Here is an 18,730-nt window from a genome sequence, read left to right on the forward strand (position 1 = left end):
AACAATTTAAATCTTCCTCTCATGCAGATGGGAGGAAGATTTTTTCTTGAAAGCACGAGCTTACTATAGTCAACGGAGGAGTAGTCAGAGTGACTAATGAATTAGATTTGCGGCAATATCTGTCCATTATTCGTAAACGTTTAGCGTTAATTCTATCTATTGTTGTTATTTGTTCTGCACTCGCTGCGGCTTATAGCATTTATTTTAAGGATCCCATCTATGAAGCTTCTACTAAAATAATCGTTAACCAAACCTCGTCGCAGCAAGCGACCCAACAACTCGATATTAACCAAATTAATACGAATATTCGCATGATCGATACTTATAAAGAAATTATTAAAACACCAGCAATCCTGGATAAAGTCGTCTCTCAATATCCTGAGCTTGGTTACACCGCCCAAGAGTTAGTTAGACATATTCAAGTAAGCTCGGTAAATAACACTCAGGTTATGACACTTGTTGTAGAAGATGTGAATTATCAGAGAGCAGCTCAAACGGTAAATGCCGTGTCTAGTGTGTTCCAGGAGGAAATTCAACATATTTTCAAAGTAGAGAATGTTTCCATTCTTAATGAAGCAGATCTTAACGCGCAGCCAGGGCCTGTCTCTCCCAATGTTCCTCTGAATATCGCAATTGCTTTTATTGTCTCTCTTATGTTATCCGTAGGGATTGTATTTTTGCTTGAATATATGGATGACACGATTAAGACAGAAGCGGATGTCCTTGAGCATTTGGGTCTGCCTACTATTGCCATGATTTCGAAAATGAATCCGGAGGAGCAGAACTCTACACGAACCCAAGCAACTACCCGAACTTACAAGGCTGGTGAATTAGAGCGTGTCACAATCGAAAAATAAACGTCAGCTTATTACGCTGACTAATCCTAAATCTCCTATATCGGAGTCTTATCGTTCGTTACGGACTAACATTGATTTTTCGTCAATTGATGAAAAAATGCAAGTTATTATGGTTTCTTCAGCTGGTCCTGGCGAGGGTAAGTCAACCACCATTACCAATTTAGCTATTACGTTCGCCCAGTCTGAGCGTAAAGTTGTCTTGATCGATGCTGATTTACGTAAACCAACGGCACATCATACCTTCTCCATTTCTAATCGATTTGGTCTGTCGTCGGTTTTGTCTCAGCAATGCTCATTAGAAGAAGCAACTCAACATTCAAATGTTCCTGGCATGGATATTATTACGGCTGGAGCCATACCACCCAACCCGGCGGAGATGCTGAATTCCAAGAGAATGTCTGCTGTTATTGATGCGTTAAGACAAAAGTATGATGTTATTCTCATTGATACACCGCCATTGCTTGCAGTTACGGATGCACAAATTGTAGCTACTAAAAGCGATGGGGTAGTACTAGTTGTCGACCAAGGTCGTGTAAAGAGAGAAATTGGTAAGAAGGCTGTACAAAACCTGCAAAGTGTAAATGCACGCATTTTGGGTGTGGTTTTAAACAACGTAAAGCGAAGGGCAAAAGAAGAGGCATATTACTATTATTATGGCACCGATGAAAAATAAGACATAGTTGTTGCAACGGCGGAGGGAATGAGCAGAATGAGTTACAGAAGAAGGATGCTAATAATTTTGGTGGTTGATATTATCATCATTTGGGTGGCCATAGGGGTGTCCTATCTGTTCCGCTTTAATGGAAGCATTCCTCCCCGTTATGAGGGGCAAATGCTGTTATTTGCAGTTGTGACGACTATTATCTGCGGTAGCAGCCTTGCTTTCTTTAGAATGTATAGAAGAATGTGGCAATATGCCAGTATTGGCGAGATCCTTGAGCTTTTTAAAGCTATTGTAATTGGGATGGTTTTGTCTTATACAGTGGCTTCACTTATTTTTGGTGAACGAATTCCACTGTCAATAGGCTCTAGAACACTGGAGCTCATGTTGCTTCTAATGGGCGGGTCCAGGTTTCTATGGCGGTTAATAAGAGTAAATCGATCTATTAAGTCGGAGGAACCTAATAATATATTAGTTGTAGGTGCGGGCGATTGTGGCGCACTCATAGCAAAAGAAATCATGACAAGCGATCGCTTTCAGGGGAGTCGTCTTATAGGTTTCATTGATGATAATGGCTATAAACGGAATATGCAAGTGATGGGGGTACCCGTAATGGGTGGCCGTGATCACATCGAGTTTATTGTTCAGAAATATGATATTCATGACATTGTCATTGCTATGCCGTCCGCTAAGCGTTCGGACATTTCAGATATTATTAACATTTGCAAGTTAACGAGGGCAAAGGTAAAGATTATACCGGCCATTAATGATTTCATTACGGGACGCCTGGCTGTTCAAACTTTGCGGAACGTAGAGGTTGAAGACTTACTGGGTAGAGAGACCGTCAACATTGATATGAAAGGCATTATGGACTATGTAACGGATAAAGTGGCATTGGTTACGGGGGCTGGTGGATCTATTGGATCAGAGCTCTGCAGACAAATTGCTTCTTATCAGCCATCCAAACTATTATTGCTAGGTCACGGCGAGAACAGTATATATTTAATTGAGATGGAACTCAAAAATAAGTTTCCTAATGTGCACTTGGAGACCGTCATTGCGGATATTCAGGATCGGGACCGTATGGATGAGATTTTTGCCAGCTTTAAGCCTCAGGTTGTGTTTCATGCCGCAGCACATAAGCATGTTCCTCTTATGGAGCGTAATCCGTCGGAGGCTGTTAAAAATAATGTGTTTGGAACGAAGAATGTTGCGGATGCCGCGGACAAGTATGGAACGCAACGTTTTGTAATGATTTCCTCAGACAAGGCTGTAAATCCAAGCAGTGTTATGGGGGCTACCAAACGCATTGCGGAAATGTATATTCAGAGCATTAACGCGACAAGCAATACCCAATTTGTTGCTGTCCGTTTCGGCAATGTGCTTGGAAGTCGCGGCAGTGTAATTCCGAGGTTTAAGGAACAGATTGCAGCCGGCGGACCGGTTACGGTAACTCATCCAGACATGGTGAGATATTTTATGACTATACCCGAAGCCGTGCAGTTGGTTATTCAAGCTGGTGCGTATGCAAAGGGTGGAGAAATTTTTATTCTTGATATGGGCAAGCCTGTTCGTATTCTTGATTTGGCTAAAGATCTTATTCGATTATCAGGATTCGAACCAGACGTAGATATTAAGGTGCAGTTCAGTGGTATGCGTGAAGGTGAAAAGCTATTTGAAGAGTTATTGACTGAATCGGAGGCGACAACAGCCACGCAGCATGAGCGAATCTACATTGGCAAGCCTTCGGACATTAATCGAGCAGAACTGGATATGCAATTTAGAAGATTTGAGAAAGTATTGGGCGAGGATCATCATTCTGTGAAGGCTGCTATTGAGCGGCTAGTTCCTTTCTACTCTCATGTATCGTAAAAACACTATAATTCAATCAGAAGAGGTGAGAAGCGAATGAAGAAATGGAAAAAGGTTTTGATTTGGGTTGCTTCAATTATTGTTGTACTAGGTATTGGTGGTTTAATTACGGCCAACTATGTCATGGATCGGATGATTGCTTCGTTGGCCAATAGCTTGGAGTCAGAACTTATAGCAGAGGTCGATAATGGCAATGTAGAACCTAATAAACCAGGTGGAGAAGAAGTCCCAGATCAAGATAGTCCTTCCGACACTCAGGGTGGAAATACAAACCCGGATTCCACTTCTCAGCCTTCAAAACAACCTTCTAACGATGGTTATACTGCCGAGATCTCTACTGATAAGGCCAAAGATGTTCAGGAGAAAATTACAGTTAGTGAAAAAGCAAAGTTGGCAGGAGTGCTCCTAAAACAATTGAGTGTTGATGATATGAAGTTACTTCAAGAGTTAGCGAGTGGCGGTCTTAATATTGAAGAAAAAAAGCAGGCTAGGAGCATCATACTGGAAAAGCTGACACCAGAGCAATATGACGAACTTATTCAAATTGCAAAGAAATATGGCATGAGTCAAGGAAAGAGCTACGAGGAAGTTTCTAAGGAACAGTAAATAGTATATTACAGCTAAGTGAAATCATTGAACGGAGGATATCCATGAAAGTTCGCAAGGCTATTATTCCCGCCGCAGGTCTAGGGACAAGGTTTTTGCCAGCAACAAAAGCCATGCCCAAAGAAATGCTTCCTATAGTAGATAAGCCAACTATTCAATACATTGTGGAAGAAGCAGTTGAATCAGGTATTGAAGATATTATTATTGTAACCGGTAAAGGCAAAAGGGCGATTGAAGACCATTTTGATAATTCGTTTGAGCTCGAGCAGAGTCTTCTGGAAAAAGGAAAGCTGGAGCTGTTAAGTGAAGTACAAAAGTCTTCAAAAATGGTTGATATACATTATATTCGGCAGAAGGAAGCAAAAGGTTTAGGGCATGCGATATGGTGTGCAAGAAAATTTATTGGAAATGAACCTTTTGCTGTGCTTTTGGGTGACGATATTGTTCAAGCGGAGAAGCCATGCTTAAAACAAATGATTGAACAATACGACCGGTATAAATCTTCAATAATTGGCGTGCAAAGAGTAAGCCAAGAAGAGGTTTCAAGATACGGTATTGTAGCAGGAAAAGAGATTCATGAACGGTTGTATAGTGTTAATGAACTTGTTGAGAAACCTAAAGTGGAAGAGGCTCCATCGGATATAGCTATTATGGGACGCTATATTTTGAGTCCGAAAATTTTTGGCATACTCGAGTTGCAAAAACCAGGTGCAGGTGGAGAGATCCAGCTTACAGACGCTATTGCTGAGTTAAACCGTTCAGAGGCGGTATATGCTTATAATTTCAAGGGGACTCGGTACGATGTTGGTGAGAAGTTTGGGTTTATCAAGACAACAATTGAAATGGCATTACAAAATCCAAGTTTAAATAAAGAATTACTGAACTACCTTGAGGATTTATTGCGAAATCACAGATTAATGGTTTGACATGATAAATAATAAATGCTTGAAATGGAGTTGCGGACATGTATCTTAAGTTAAAAAGATGTGGAGATATTTTATTGTCCTGTACCGGATTAATTTTACTATCTCCATTATTTTTGTTCATTATAGTAGGGATTAAAATGGAATCACGAGGACCGGTGCTATTTAAACAAAAGCGAGTTGGTATTCATAAGAAGCATTTTAATATTTTGAAATTTAGAACGATGAAGATTGATGCGCCTAAGGATACACCTACTCACTTGCTGCAAAATCCCGAAGAATATATCACAAAAATGGGAATATTTTTGAGAAAAACTAGTCTGGATGAACTCCCTCAGATATGGAACATTCTTGTGGGCGATATGAGCATTATCGGACCGAGACCAGCTTTATGGAATCAATACGACCTTATTGCTGAACGCGACAAATACAGGGCGAATGAAGTTCTTCCAGGGCTAACGGGTTGGGCGCAAATTAATGGTCGAGATGAGTTACCGATATCAGAGAAAGCAAGATTGGACGGGAAATATGTAAGTAGTATAGGGGTTAGAATGGATTTCAAATGTTTTTTTGGAACTATAGTAAATGTAATAAAGAGTGATGGGGTTGTTGAAGGATCACAGGGGGCAAACATACAACACTCTAATAAGTTAACCAAAGAGTCTAAGATTAAAAGGATCGAAGCGTAGAATGAAAAGAATTTTAGTGACAGCTCAAAATAGTTATATAGGTAATTCGTTTGCCGATTGGGTAAAAGATGATGATATTAAAATAGAATTCTTAAGTTGTAGATCTGATGAATGGAAAAAGAAGAGTTTTAGTGAGTATGATGTAGTTTATCATGTTGCGGGAATTGCCCACCTGAATGAAAAGAAAGTAAATAGCGAACTATACTATACTGTAAATAGAGATTTGACAATTGATTTAGCGACAAAATCAAAGGATGAAGGGGTTCTCCAATTTATTTTTTTGAGTTCAATGAGTGTATATGGTCTTGAGACCGGTATTATTAATAAAAATACAATTGAAAATCCTGTGAGCAATTATGGAAAATCTAAATTACAGGCTGAAAATGAATTAATAAAGCTTGAGTCTGACAATTTTTCTGTGGTGATTTTACGTCCTCCAATGGTATATGGAAGAGGTTGCAAAGGAAATTACACTAAACTATCTAAAATATCAAAAAAACTACCTATATTTCCCGATTCAATTAATAAAAGAAGTATGATTTATATAGATAATTTATCAGAGTTAGTAAAAATTATAATTAATAACAAAAGCAAGGGTATTTTTTATCCACAAAATGAGGAGTATGTTAATACGGCTAGCATGGTAAGACTAATTTCCAAGTACAAATCTTCTAAAATATACATATTTAAAGTTCCAAGTGAAATTATTAAATACTTAAAAATAGGAAGTATAAAAAAAATTTTTGGAACTCTGGTTTACGATATGAGTCTTTCTGAACACCATTTATCATATTGTTGTGTTAATTTTAATGACTCTATTGAATTAACCGAGAGCGGAGCGGAAATATGAAAAAAGTGTTGTTTGTGGCCACAGTAGTCCAGAAGCATATAATGGTCTTTCATATACCATATTTAAAGTGGTTTAAGGAAAATGGATATGAAACTTACGTGTGCGCTAAGAATGATTATAAAAACAAAAATGAGTGTAATATTCCATATTGCGATCATTACATTGACCTTCCATTTGAACGTTCACCAATAAATCTCAAGAATATTAAAGTTTATAGAGAATTAAAAAAAATAATTGATTTAAATAATTTTGAAGTAATTCATTGTCACACGCCAATGGGTGGAGTTTTAACTAGACTGGCGGCTAAGGAATCTCGAAATCGAGGAAGTAAAGTACTTTATACAGCTCATGGATTTCATTTTTACAAAGGTGCTCCACTAATAAATTGGATTTTATACTATCCAACAGAGAAATATTTATCACGATTTACGGATATATTAATTACTATTAATAATGAGGATTATGAGTATGCAATGAAATTTAAAGCAAATCAAGTTGAATTTGTTCCAGGTGTTGGGATAGATGTGAACAAATTTAATGATTTAAAACTAGCTAAAGAAAATAAACGAAAAGAGCTTAATATACCGGAAGATTCGATTGTGATTCTTTCGATTGGAGAGCTAACCAAGAGAAAAAACCATGAGCTTGCAATAAGAGCTGTATCTAAACTTAAAAATAAAAATTATGTTTATTTAATATGTGGTAACGGTGACCTGAAAGATTACTTGAGAGAAGCTTCAAAAAATCTCAACATTGAGGAGAATGTCAGATTCCTGGGCTTCAGGAATGATATTCCGGAAATTTGTGCAGCATCCGATATTTTTGTGTTTCCTTCTTTTCAAGAAGGACTACCTGTTTCTATAATGGAGGCCATGTCTGCAGGGCTACCTATAATTTGCTCGTCTATTAGAGGAAATACTGATCTTATTGAGAATGGAATTAATGGTTTTTTGTTTGATGTATCGGATATTAATGATTTCTCAAAAAAAATCGAGAAATTAAGTTCAGATTCTGATTTACGTAAGTCAATGAGCGCTCAAAATATTGAAAAAGCAAAAATGTATGATAAATCAGTTGTAGAAGAAATAATGAGTGGTATATATAGTTGAATTTAGGGAGTGTATGTCCCAATGAACAAAAAAATTGTAATACTTCGCTCTAATCCAGTTGATCCGGACTCTCGAGTTGAGAAGGAGGCGAACACTCTTTTGACAAATGGCCACGATGTAACAATTGTTGCCTGGGAGAGGGGAGCAAAACATAAAGCACGGGAAGAAAAAATCCGGTTATTTTCAAAAGAAGTGAGCATCCATAGAATGGGAATACCTGCGAAGTTCGGGGGTGGAATGAAGAAAAATTTAATTCCACTTTTATTATTTCAATATTATTTAATGCTTTGGCTTATACGGAATAGAAAATCATACGACATTATTCACGCCTGTGATTTTGATACAGCATTGTCAGCTTTTTTATGCGCCAAGTTTTTAAAGAAAAAACTGGTCTATGATATTTTCGATTATTATGTGGATGCATTCAGTGTGCCGACTAAACTAAAAAGGTATATACAAAAAATAGATCATCATATAATTAACTCAGCTAGTGCAACAATAATTTGTTCTGAAAAAAGGAAAGATCAAATTAGTGGATCTAGTCCTAAGAGTCTTACATTCATACATAATACACCGCCTGATTTAGAATTAGGGAAATATAAATTTAATCTTAACCAGAATAAAATGAAACTAGTATATGTGGGAATACTTTCAAAAGAAAGATTCTTGCTGGAAATCTCCGAGGTCATTCAAAAGTTACCTAACTGCGAGCTTCATATAGGTGGTTTTGGAGAACTGGGATCATACTTTGAACAACTGTCAGCTATAAGTGAAAATATTCACTTTTATGGAAAGTTGTCTTATGAGAAGTCTTTAAATTTAGCTTATAACTGTGATATTATGCTGGCTATTTACGATCCCAGTATTCCTAATCATAAGTATGCTGCACCTAATAAGTTTTATGAGGCATTAATGCTTGGAAAGCCACTTATCATGGTAGAAAACACTGGTATGGATGAAGTTGTACTCCGTAATGAGATTGGCGTAGTTATTAAATATAATAAAAACAGTTTTGCTGAGAATCTTCAAAGTTTAATAAGAAAGCAAGCTGATTGGCCTGGAATGTCTGAGAGAATGAAGATGCTTTATAAAGGAAAATATAGCTGGTCAATTATGGAGAAGAGATTGATAAATCTTTATGAGCAAATATAGTCATTAAGTAAGGATCAACAAGCTGCTGCATTAAAGAAAAAGGTATGGGATGTGCAATTTTGTGAAAATACTTTATGTAGTATCTAGGCCATTAGAAATTAATACTTCTTCTTCAATAAGGAATAGGGCCACCATTCAGGGATTATTGGATAATGGGTGTGATGTAGATCTAATTACTACAGCAGCAGACCCGAACCATAATAGCTATGATTCTAATTTGGCACTTGACAGGGTAAATACTACTTATTTGGAATTGTCGGGCGTTCAAAGTGTACTAAGAACCGGTAGGAGGTTGAAATTTCTTGGGAAAATTCGTAATTTGGTGTATAAAATAGCAACTAAATTTGAATTATATGATAATTTAAAGGGGGTCGCAAATCAAGCAGAACATGTAAATATAGATGATACTAGCTATGACCTTGTTATTTCATCTTCAGACCCCAAGTCATCACATTTATTTGTGTACAAACTATTTGAAATTGGAGTGCTCAAAAATACGAAATGGAAGCAAATATGGGGAGATCCCTTCTATTCAGATATTACAAGCACTAAGAAATGGAATAAAGGAAAAATAAAAAAAGAAGAACGTAAATTATTAAATTATGCTTCTTCAGTCATATATGTATCACCATTAACTTTAGAATCCCAGAAGAGCATTTTTCCGGAGTATTCGGATAAAATGAAATTTGTTCCGATCCCCTATAATGCTAGGGTTGAGTACCCAGTTGTCAATGAGACTGAGAAGCTATCTTTATTGTACTCTGGAGATTATATGTCAAGCGTAAGAGATATTCGTCCTTTATATGATGCAATCTGTGATTCAAATGATGCGATTACGATTTGCGGTGGAAGTGATATCAATCTAAAGCCGCTAAGTAACGTTAAAATATACCCGCGTATAAGTGTGGATGAGGTAAAGAAGTTAGAAGAAAACGCAGATGTTCTCATTCATTTAAGCAACAAGTCGGGTAGCCAAATACCGGGAAAGATCTATCAGTTTTCAGGTACGAATAAATATGTTTTGTTTATACTTGATGGAGATTCACAGAAGCTTTCGGACTTTTTTTCAAAATACAATAGATTCATATTTTGTGAGAATAATAAAGAAAGTATCTCTCGTGCATTGTCTCAAATAAAGAAGGATAACTATAAAAATACGAGGTTTATTATTGAGGATTTTAGTCCAAAAGAGGTTTCAAAAACATTAATCAATTCATAATCTCAAGAAATTATAAAAGCAGATTTCTAATTTAATAGTTGAAGGTTCTGATGAAAATAAAAAACTCATACGTCAAATCCATCGCAACGTTAGTGTCAGGGTCTACTCTTGCACAAATCATATCTTTAGCTAGTTTTCCTATTATGGCTTGGTTATATACGCCTGAGGAAATAGGTGTCCTAACCATGATTCTTACAGTTATCACTATGTTCAGTGGTGTGATTAGTGCTCGATATGACGTTGTTATTGTTTCTGACAAAGATGAAGCTAATGTACATGCGTTAATTAAACTTAGCTTTTTAATCTGTTTGATAGCTAGCATAATTATCAGTCTTGGTTCTACGGTTTATTTCTACACCACAGATCAATTTAGATCATCTATTTTTTGGGTGACTTGTGCAGTGTTCTTTCTTCTTTTTACATCAGGACTGACAAATATATTAATGGCTTATAATAATCGGAATAGAGAATATAAACTGATGACGGCTGTACAAGTAATCAGGGCCATCTTTAAGGAATGCCTTACCGCAATTTTTGGTATGTTTAAGTTTGGAGCTACAGGACTTGTGTTGGCAACCCTAGTTGGACAAGCTGCAGGATTAAGGAGACAATCTAAATCATTAGAATCTAAAATAAAGGATATATGGAATGCTAATATAAGGCATGTAGCCATACTGTACTTAAAGCAACCGATATATTCGACCCCATCTATCTTCGTAAATAGCTTTTCTTATGCATCATTAAATATATTTATTCAAAAATTATTTGGCTTCTCATTGTTAGGGTACTATTATATGGCTTTTCGAATTTTAGGATTACCCTTAACAGTAATTAGTTTTAATATTTCACGAGTATATTATGAGGAAGCCTCAAGAGAGTACAATACCACTAGGAATTACATTAAAACGTTTAAGAAAACAAGTATTATTTTAACACTTATTGCTGTTCCTATGGTGTTATGTATGTACTTTCTTGCACCACCTGTAATTAGTTGGTTGTTCGGGGGCGAGTGGGAACAAACAGGTTTGTTTATTAAGGTTCTAGCGCCTATGTTCGGAATCCGCTTTATTGTTTCAGCTCTTTCGCCAGGTATGCTCATTTCGAGTAAACAAAAGCTAGAGCTATTGATTCAATTTTTATTTTGCATTGCGGCTATTCTTGGTTACATGTATACAAAAGAAACAAACTCGACCATCGTTCAGTTTTTATCCATTATCAGTTATTCCTATTTTGCTATATATGTTGTTTATTTCTTAGTTCTATATGGCTATTCAATGAAAAATCCATCTAATGCATAGGAAGAGGGTTGTCTAGTGTCCATTGTTAACGTAATTGGATTAGGTTACATTGGTTTGCCTACAGCATTAATGCTTGCTAAGCATAGCGGGTTGAAAATTTTTGGAACAGATTACAATGAATCATTGATTGATTCTTTGAGATCTGGTAATTTGACCTTTGATGAGCAAGGATTAGAAGAGTTATTTGAAGCTGCTAGTGAGAATGAAATTGAGTTCACTACGGAGTATATGAGTTGTCATACTTATATAGTCGCTGTACCAACACCATATATGAAAACTAGCAAAAAAATTGATTCTAAATATGTTGTGTCCGCAGTAAATAGTATTTTAGATACTTGTAAGCCGGGCGCAATTATTATTATTGAATCGACCATATCACCAGGCACCATTGATAAATATATCCGTCCTGTTATAAGTGAAAGAGGATTTGTAATTGGGAGAGATGTTCATTTGGCACATGCTCCTGAAAGAATTATACCTGGGAATATGATATATGAGTTAGAGAATAACTCTCGAACTATTGGTACCGACGATAACGAAATTGGGCATAAAATAAAAAAGATCTATGAGAGTTTTTGCAGAGCGGATATTGTTGTAACGGATATACGTACTGCCGAGATGTCAAAAGTAGTAGAGAATACGTACCGAGATATTAATATCGCTTTTGCCAATGAGCTTGCAAAAATATGCAGGGAAGACAATATGGATGTCTATGAGGTTATTAAAACGGCTAATATGCATCCCAGAGTGAACATACTCCAGCCTGGACCTGGAGTTGGTGGACATTGCATTTCAGTGGATCCTTGGTTTTTGGTAGGTGACTATCCTGATTTGACCAATTTAATATTGTCTGCAAGAAAGATCAACGATTCGATGCCATTACATGTATTAAGCCGTATCAGAACTATAATGAGAGAGCACTCTATTAGAGATATTAGCAAAATCGGCTTATATGGACTTACTTATAAAGAAAATGTAGATGATATGAGGGAAAGCCCGACACTTCAATTGCTAGAGCGCTTAGATGAACACCTATCTTTTGGGGTAAAGGTTTATGATCCGTATGTGCATAAAAGTCATGTGGAAAATCAATATCATGATTTTGATGAGTTTCTTTCTGAAATCGAAATTGTTGTAATTATGGTTGCTCATGATCATATTAAAGAGAATATAAATAAACTAGATGTTAAGTTAGTACTCGATACACGAAATATTTGTGATTTTGATGGAGTTTATAAATTGTAATTCTAACTTATTAGGTTGACTATTTGTTCATAAGGAGCTACAAATAGTGGTTATTATTTTATTATTGCTGTTTCAATTGTTCTTACTGTTAAGAGAGACAAGATTTAATAAAACAATTATATTAATAGTTCTTTCATCATTGGTATGGAATGTTGGGTGGCTGTGCATCCTTCATTTTGAATTGCTTGGTTTAGGGACATCAAGCTACGGAAGTGATGAAACAGCATATTATAATACAATGTTACAAGCATTTAAATCCGATAATTGGTTTCAGATTGTTAGAGATGATTTTAACTTTTCTTATGTATTGTTCGGAACATTAATATTAAAAACCAGCTTTTACCCAAGTATTTTCTTTATTAGATTAGGAAATGTTTTATTACTAATTAACACCTTACTATTTGTGTTTCTATTATTAAACAGAACGTACTTAATTAAATCCAAGATTTTATACTGGGCTCTATTATTTATCGGATTTAATGGAATTGTGACATGGACCGCCATTCGAAACTTGAAAGATATCATGTTTATATATTTCCTGGCAATACTTATCTATTTCCTTCTTGATTGGATTATTCATAAAAGATGGTCGATTTTGAGAGTTATTTCAATGGGCGTAGCGTTATTCATCCTTGAAGACATTAGACAGTGGTTCCCTTATATGATAATTGCTACCGTTGCTTTGATTGTCTTAGTAAGGTTGTTTCAAAAGAAACGCTATATATTAGCTGCAATGCTTATCAGTGTTGCTACTATTACTACCATCCCGTTGTTTAAAAATGGACTATCTACATTACTAATATATACTGTAACTTATTCTGAATTCACCAGTGGTGGTAATATCTCTTCGTTAATAAATTCAAATATTTTTAGTTTACCTCTATCAATGGGGAGATTCATACTAGGTCCAGGGCCAATCAGAGGATTGTTTGGTGTTGATTCTTTTTTGACATATACAACAACAGGTAATATACTAATAACTTTTGGCGGATTAATGTGGTGGGCTGTTCTTCCATTCTTCATATTGGCGTTACTATCTATTAAAAATATTAAACGTATGTATCCAATATTATTTATACTATTATTTTATTGGGCAATGTATTCATATTCTTATGCAGGGTCAGGAGACACCAGACTTAGAGCAATATTGTATCTGCTGTGCGCTATATATACAGTTCCATTCTTGTATACAGAATTTCGCAAAAAAATGATCCCATTGTATGTGGCTATATTATTTATCATTGTTACAGTGGGTAGTTATTTTTCATACGTAAGTTTAGCTTAATGTACTAATTTAAGAGTAGTCTGGGGCAATCGAATTTAGATTTTACTTTTTAGATTGGAATCTTCATGAAACAATTTATACGAAAGTAACGTCTAATAGTTAAATAAATTAATAAACAAAGGAGAAACTATGACTAATAATCCTAAAAGATCTAAGGTTAAGTGTTGTTAAAATGAAAAAAAAACCTTTTATAATTTCAGTTGTCTCCCTCCTTGTTCTTGGCCTTGTAATTTATGGAGGTGTTAGCTTAATTTCAAAAATAAATGAAGTGAAAGATCTGAATGGAAAGATTGCGGAAGTTGAAATTCCTAGTGATCAAGAGAATCTTGAACAACCGTCTTTTACAGATAAAGAGGATGTTTCTAATCCAAGTGGAAAACCTGAGTTATCGCCAAATCCGGTGGGTGCGTCAACATCGCATCAGCCACAAAGCCCAAGCCAACAACCAAGCACAACTCCAGGTAAAACGGAAAATCAACCTTCTGTTACACTAAAACCAGTACCAACGCCAAGCAGCAACGGCGGAACTGGCACCAAGCTCACAACAATTCCTACACCTGACGACAAAGCTAAGAAGAAAAAGGAAATCGACGCTGCAACAACGACGGAAATGGAGAAACTGCGAGCTTCATGTACAGCAAAAAGCAGCAGTCTCGTGAACCAGATTGTGCAGCAGCTGAAGGCTGATAAAGATGCGACGGCGGAATCTATTCAAGGAGATTTTCTGACAGACATTATGGCAGCGGAGGCTAGCTGTGATGCTCAGTTTAACTTACTGGTTGGACAAGCCAAAACACAATACACGGCTGCCGGGATAGATGAGCAGTCGTTGCCTGATTGGAGCTCGGATTATGAAAGTGAGAAGTCCAAAGCTAGATCCAGTGCACTTACTGCAATTGCTAGTGCCATGAAATAGGAATCACTACTACATACAGAATGGAGACAAATAGTGAAAAAAAACCGTTTGTTGCTAGTATCATTAGTCGTCATGTTACTTGTTAGTATTGCTCCTGCAGGAGTATGGGCTGCAAATACGCCAGCTCCAAAGACAATTGCTATCAAGACTCAGCCTATTAATCTTATATTTGATGGCCAGGATCTGAAGCTTCCGGAAGGACAGTATTCCTTCATCTATCAAGGACGCACTTATGTTCCGATTCGTTATATGTCTTACGCTTTGCAGAAAACAGTAGGCTGGGATGCAGAGAAGTTCATGGTAAGCATTAATGAACCTAACGCACAGGAACTTGCAGAATTGAAAAAGCAGCTTCTGCTTGTCACTACAGGTGACAAGAAAGCACAATCCGTTCAAACATTAGCTATGAAACCAGTAGAGGCAAAGTTAATTTTTAACGGAAAAGACAAGGCACTGCCAAAGGGTCAAACTCTATTCATCTACAAAGGCTCGATCTATGTGCCGCTTCGGTTTCTATCTGAATCGGTAGGCTCCGAGATTACATGGGACGATAAGACGAGAACGGTTAAATCAGAATCGGCTGCATACCGCGAACAGAATGGTTCAGGAAGCGAGAAGCCTTCAAATCCTGGACAAGATGGCGGGGGAATCGCGCCAGAAGTTCCAGGCGTTGAAGTTCCAAAGCAGTCGTATGAACAAATCACAGCAAATGCAAAGAGCAGATTAGAGACACTGCAAAATAGCTGCACGAATGAACTAATTGATATTGCAGTGAAGTACTTTGATGCAAAGGATGACGCTGGCAAAGCCAAAGTTAAAACTCAAATCTTGCAAAAAGTAGATAGCTGTACAGTGAAGTTTGAAGCTATTATTTCCGATGTAACCGTAAAATTGGAAGCTAACGACTTTAGCACTGCCATTATTGCGGAATACCGTGCGGCTTTTGAAGCAGAAATCGAGGCCGGTAAAAAGATTGTCGAAAAAATGAGCTAATCGCGGCTTGAATGCATCCCTGGTCATAATAACCAGGGATTTTTTGCGTCTTATGAGGCTGTTCATAGTCTCAAGGGCTCATAAAATATTCCAATATAGGACCAGAATATCATGTGTAGGTTACAAAAATTTGCTAAGATACGCTTAAAGAGCAACCTAAACGATAAAGGCAAAGCCATTGAAAGATGGTGACGCAAAGCTACAGGGGCTAAGCTTAATCTAGTATGCCAGCCAGTTTCCAAATATCGTGCCTCCCGAGAGGGTTGCGTGCATAACAGGAGGTCTCCAATGATCAAACGTGTTAAGCTTGCGAGGAATTGGCATCATATATGCGTAGTTTATTATAAGCTGTTGCTAGAGGGGTGCTTGGACGATTCTCATCGATTCAAGATTTCTATTAAAATAAACCAGCATAAAAATAAACTGGCCGATCTGAATCTTTCTCGAGCCGGGTAGACATCCTTCTATTAATATATATATTAATATGTAGACTATAGCTAAAGCCCCATCGACCAGTTGATGGGGCTTTATTACGTTCCCTGCAACTCTCTCAATAGTAGGCTTGGCTCAGACTGACTGTTCACTGCCTCGACGTGTGGTTCACTCGCTCGACAGGAGGATGAAAGGTTTAGACTCCTCTTTTAGAATTGGACAAGTCGACTATTGAATTGCTAGAAAAATGTGGTAGTATAGAACTATAATAGCAAAACACGATAACGGCAAACCTATTGAAAGATAGGGACGCAAAGCTACAGGGCCTTCCTGATGATGGCAGCCAGCTACCGAATGGACATGCTATTTTTGTTTTATAGGACTCTATTGAACGAATTCTAGGTCTATACTGAACGAATCGTCGAATAGTAGACTCGACAATGGCAAACCTGCCGAAAGGCAGGGACGCAAAGCTACAGGGCCTTCTGAATGATGGCAGCCAGCTACCGAAGGGAGTGGTATTCGTGCGTAAACTTGCTCTAATTCTAATTGTGGTATTGTTAATAGGATCATCTGTGCAGGTATCGGAAACGAATGCGACGGCCGGCGATAATTGGATGAATTCAGCGGATCTCTCAAGTGGAGTCGTCTCGATCTCGTACGCTGTGAAGAAGAACGTGAAAACGAAGGTCATGATATCAAAAGGTAAAGAGAGTTACACCTACAACTTGTTGGCTGGTAAGACTGAGGAGAAATTTCCGCTGCAGCTAGGCAATGGGGAATATACAATTGCCCTGCTCGAGAATATTTCAGGGAAATCATACAAAGTAGTGAAGCAGAGTTCGCTTCAGTTGAAGTTGAAGGATGAGAATGTCATCTATTTGAACTCCGTTCAGAATATTAGCTGGACAAGCACGGACAAGGCGACAGCCAAAGCACAAGAGCTTGTCAAAGGAAAGAAGACCGATGAAGAAAGAGTAAAAGCGATATACAACTTTATTACAACAACCATCGTTTACGACAACAAATTGGCGAAAGCAGTACCGTCTGATTATTTGCCAGATATAGAACGGACTTTAACGATGAAAAAAGACATTTGCTACGGCTACGCATCCTTGTTTGCCGCGATGCTCCGAAGCCTGGATATTCCAACAAAGCTTGTAATGGGAAATACAGAGTACGTTGATGTCTATCATGCATGGAATGAAGTGTACTTGAACGGCAAATGGGTGACGATCGACACGACACTCGATGCAGGAACCGTACAAAGCAAGAAGAACGCTGTCATGATCAAAGACAGCAAGATGTATACAAAAGCAAAACAATATTAGTAGTGCAATGGAATCCAGCTATCTTATTATAGAAGCTCGCCGAATGGCGGGCTTTTTATTTTGTCCAAAACTTCATAGAGCATTGATAATCAGCAAGCTAAGTCATCCGCGAATGTTGAGGATCGCCAGAATTATTTATATTGAACAAATTGCACATGAACAAGAGAGAGAGAGTACTTCAAGATGTTATAGAAGGAAGTCTACAATTTAATAGATAGAGCATTTCAAATCATGAAAGACAAAGGCATAATCGCTCCTTCCCGCCAAGACAGCTATCTTATCCGATGTTTGTCATGTTTGCGGAATATCAGTTGCTTCAGTATGATGGCAAGGGCTCTAGGAGAATCGAATGTATGAACATACGGAGTCTACTATATAAAGAATATTTTATGGGGGAAGATAAGGAGAGGGAAAGGAGCAGGCACATAAGAGATTATGGGATGCCAAGTAAAGGAATAGAGGCGAAACGTTGAAGATCGAGGCCATCAATCAGACGCTACTTATATAAGGTCATCCAGTAAACAATTCTATGGGGCGATTTGCGTAAATGGCAAATGCGTAATAACACGATGTTCTGGCAAACGGGCAATCACCAAGCATATCCCGTATTAAAAAACGATGCTTTACTCACCGAACTATACCATAAGGATGTCTATCACTCTTTGGTACCGGGTTTTAAGCTGATTTACAATGAGATATTACTGAAAGAGATTCAATCCATAGACTTCGTAAGGAACCCGGAAGTTTATCTGTTCCCGTACAACTTATACATGAGGCAAGAACGCCATCTGATGTCTTCTTATAGAAGAGTACTACGAAACGATGGACTCTCCGCTAGGCAACCAACTGATATGATTAGAGCAATTCTCGCACGCCCTTCATTAATATAGAAGCGAAAAAGAATGAAGAGTCATTGTTAAAATGGATGCTATTATATGAAGAAAAACTTCTATGAAAACTTTTTTAAAAAAGTACTTGCAATCATGTAGGCATCCATGATATATTATCTAAGTCGCCGCTGAGACAAACGGCTGACACGCAAGAAACGAAAGACAAATGATTGTTCTTTGAAAACTGAACAACGAGCGAAACTGCCCTGTTAATTCTAAGGAATTAATAGATATAAGAAGAACTCACATTGGCCTTGGTTGATGTGAAGAACTTCGAAGCAACAACGTAATGAGCTTTCAAACTAACTTTTATGGAGAGTTTGATCCTGGCTCAGGACGAACGCTGGCGGCGTGCCTAATACATGCAAGTCGAGCGGACTTGATGAAGTGCTTGCACTTCTG

The 18,730-nt window shown here is 37.4% G+C and carries 16 protein-coding genes, 1 rRNA gene and 3 riboswitches; all 17 genes read left to right on the plus strand.

Annotation, left to right across the window (positions count from 1 at the left end; translation table 11 throughout):
• The first annotated feature begins 89 nt into the window (after positions 1–89).
• A complete protein-coding gene (locus tag DX130_RS25485; protein ID WP_116050159.1) occupies positions 90–857 on the plus strand; it encodes a YveK family protein in 768 nt (255 codons plus the stop codon).
• Positions 838–1,530 carry a CpsD/CapB family tyrosine-protein kinase gene (locus DX130_RS25490; protein WP_116050160.1) on the plus strand — a complete coding sequence of 231 codons (693 nt, stop codon included), beginning with the start codon at positions 838–840 and terminating at the stop codon, positions 1,528–1,530. Before DX130_RS25485 ends, DX130_RS25490 begins: the two co-directional genes overlap by 20 nt.
• Positions 1,531–1,566: 36 nt before the next feature.
• Positions 1,567–3,390 (plus strand): polysaccharide biosynthesis protein, encoded by a 1,824-nt coding sequence (locus tag DX130_RS25495; protein WP_116050162.1) that lies wholly within the window; start codon positions 1,567–1,569, stop codon positions 3,388–3,390.
• A gap of 36 nt (positions 3,391–3,426) precedes the next feature.
• Positions 3,427–3,996, plus strand: a complete 570-nt coding sequence (locus DX130_RS25500; RefSeq protein WP_116050164.1) for a hypothetical protein — start codon at positions 3,427–3,429, stop codon at positions 3,994–3,996.
• A gap of 44 nt (positions 3,997–4,040) precedes the next feature.
• Positions 4,041–4,922 (plus strand): UTP--glucose-1-phosphate uridylyltransferase GalU, encoded by an 882-nt coding sequence (galU, locus tag DX130_RS25505; protein ID WP_116050165.1) that lies wholly within the window; start codon positions 4,041–4,043, stop codon positions 4,920–4,922.
• Positions 4,923–4,960: 38 nt separating this feature from the next.
• A complete protein-coding gene (locus tag DX130_RS25510) occupies positions 4,961–5,608 on the plus strand; it encodes a sugar transferase (RefSeq protein ID WP_116050167.1) in 648 nt (215 codons plus the stop codon).
• Position 5,609: 1 nt separating this feature from the next.
• Entirely contained in the window at positions 5,610–6,458 is an 849-nt protein-coding gene (locus DX130_RS25515) for an NAD-dependent epimerase/dehydratase family protein (RefSeq protein WP_116050168.1), read from the plus strand.
• Positions 6,455–7,567 carry a glycosyltransferase family 4 protein gene (locus DX130_RS25520; protein ID WP_116050170.1) on the plus strand — a complete coding sequence of 371 codons (1,113 nt, stop codon included), beginning with the start codon at positions 6,455–6,457 and terminating at the stop codon, positions 7,565–7,567. The genes DX130_RS25515 and DX130_RS25520 overlap by 4 nt, the downstream gene beginning before the upstream one ends.
• Positions 7,568–7,588: 21 nt before the next feature.
• The gene (locus DX130_RS25525) at positions 7,589–8,719 is read left to right on the plus strand and encodes a glycosyltransferase family 4 protein (RefSeq protein WP_116050172.1); all 1,131 of its coding nucleotides are present in this window, start codon (positions 7,589–7,591) and stop codon (positions 8,717–8,719) included.
• Positions 8,720–8,780: 61 nt separating this feature from the next.
• Positions 8,781–9,938, plus strand: a complete 1,158-nt coding sequence (locus DX130_RS25530; RefSeq protein ID WP_133297979.1) for a glycosyltransferase family protein — start codon at positions 8,781–8,783, stop codon at positions 9,936–9,938.
• A gap of 50 nt (positions 9,939–9,988) precedes the next feature.
• On the plus strand, positions 9,989–11,236 hold the full coding sequence (locus DX130_RS25535; protein ID WP_116050175.1) for an oligosaccharide flippase family protein: 1,248 nt from the start codon (positions 9,989–9,991) through the stop codon (positions 11,234–11,236).
• 15 nt (positions 11,237–11,251) lie between these two features.
• Positions 11,252–12,481 (plus strand): nucleotide sugar dehydrogenase, encoded by a 1,230-nt coding sequence (locus DX130_RS25540; RefSeq protein WP_116050176.1) that lies wholly within the window; start codon positions 11,252–11,254, stop codon positions 12,479–12,481.
• Between the two features lie 46 nt (positions 12,482–12,527).
• Complete coding sequence (locus DX130_RS25545) at positions 12,528–13,766, plus strand: hypothetical protein (RefSeq protein ID WP_116050178.1); 1,239 nt, start codon at positions 12,528–12,530, stop codon at positions 13,764–13,766.
• 172 nt (positions 13,767–13,938) lie between these two features.
• A complete protein-coding gene (locus tag DX130_RS25550) occupies positions 13,939–14,682 on the plus strand; it encodes a hypothetical protein (RefSeq protein ID WP_116050180.1) in 744 nt (247 codons plus the stop codon).
• Positions 14,683–14,715: 33 nt separating this feature from the next.
• Positions 14,716–15,675 (plus strand): copper amine oxidase N-terminal domain-containing protein, encoded by a 960-nt coding sequence (locus DX130_RS25555; protein WP_116050182.1) that lies wholly within the window; start codon positions 14,716–14,718, stop codon positions 15,673–15,675.
• A 158-nt stretch (positions 15,676–15,833) separates the two neighbouring features.
• Positions 15,834–15,918: riboswitch (cyclic di-GMP riboswitch) on the plus strand.
• Positions 15,919–16,383: 465 nt separating this feature from the next.
• Positions 16,384–16,462: riboswitch (cyclic di-GMP riboswitch) on the plus strand.
• 77 nt (positions 16,463–16,539) lie between these two features.
• A riboswitch (cyclic di-GMP riboswitch) is annotated at positions 16,540–16,618 on the plus strand.
• A gap of 13 nt (positions 16,619–16,631) precedes the next feature.
• Complete coding sequence (locus DX130_RS25560) at positions 16,632–17,438, plus strand: transglutaminase-like domain-containing protein (RefSeq protein WP_240644703.1); 807 nt, start codon at positions 16,632–16,634, stop codon at positions 17,436–17,438.
• A 1,198-nt stretch (positions 17,439–18,636) separates the two neighbouring features.
• Positions 18,637–18,730: ribosomal RNA gene (locus DX130_RS25565) — 16S ribosomal RNA — on the plus strand; the annotation flags it as partial.

This window comes from Paenibacillus paeoniae, assembly GCF_003388735.1.
Taxonomy (GTDB): domain Bacteria; phylum Bacillota; class Bacilli; order Paenibacillales; family Paenibacillaceae; genus Pristimantibacillus; species Pristimantibacillus paeoniae.

Bases quoted from the DNA above. Each gene is read 5' to 3' on its own strand.
- galU (WP_116050165.1), top strand. From the start codon at position 4,041: ATGAAAGTTCGCAAGGCTATTATTCCCGCCGCAGGTCTAGGGACAAGG.
- DX130_RS25535 (WP_116050175.1), top strand. From the start codon at position 9,989: ATGAAAATAAAAAACTCATACGTCAAATCCATCGCAACGTTAGTGTCA.
- DX130_RS25515 (WP_116050168.1), top strand. From the start codon at position 5,610: ATGAAAAGAATTTTAGTGACAGCTCAAAATAGTTATATAGGTAATTCG.
- DX130_RS25510 (WP_116050167.1), top strand. From the start codon at position 4,961: ATGTATCTTAAGTTAAAAAGATGTGGAGATATTTTATTGTCCTGTACC.
- DX130_RS25495 (WP_116050162.1), top strand. From the start codon at position 1,567: ATGAGTTACAGAAGAAGGATGCTAATAATTTTGGTGGTTGATATTATC.
- DX130_RS25550 (WP_116050180.1), top strand. From the start codon at position 13,939: ATGAAAAAAAAACCTTTTATAATTTCAGTTGTCTCCCTCCTTGTTCTT.
- DX130_RS25500 (WP_116050164.1), top strand. From the start codon at position 3,427: ATGAAGAAATGGAAAAAGGTTTTGATTTGGGTTGCTTCAATTATTGTT.
- DX130_RS25520 (WP_116050170.1), top strand. From the start codon at position 6,455: ATGAAAAAAGTGTTGTTTGTGGCCACAGTAGTCCAGAAGCATATAATG.
- DX130_RS25525 (WP_116050172.1), top strand. From the start codon at position 7,589: ATGAACAAAAAAATTGTAATACTTCGCTCTAATCCAGTTGATCCGGAC.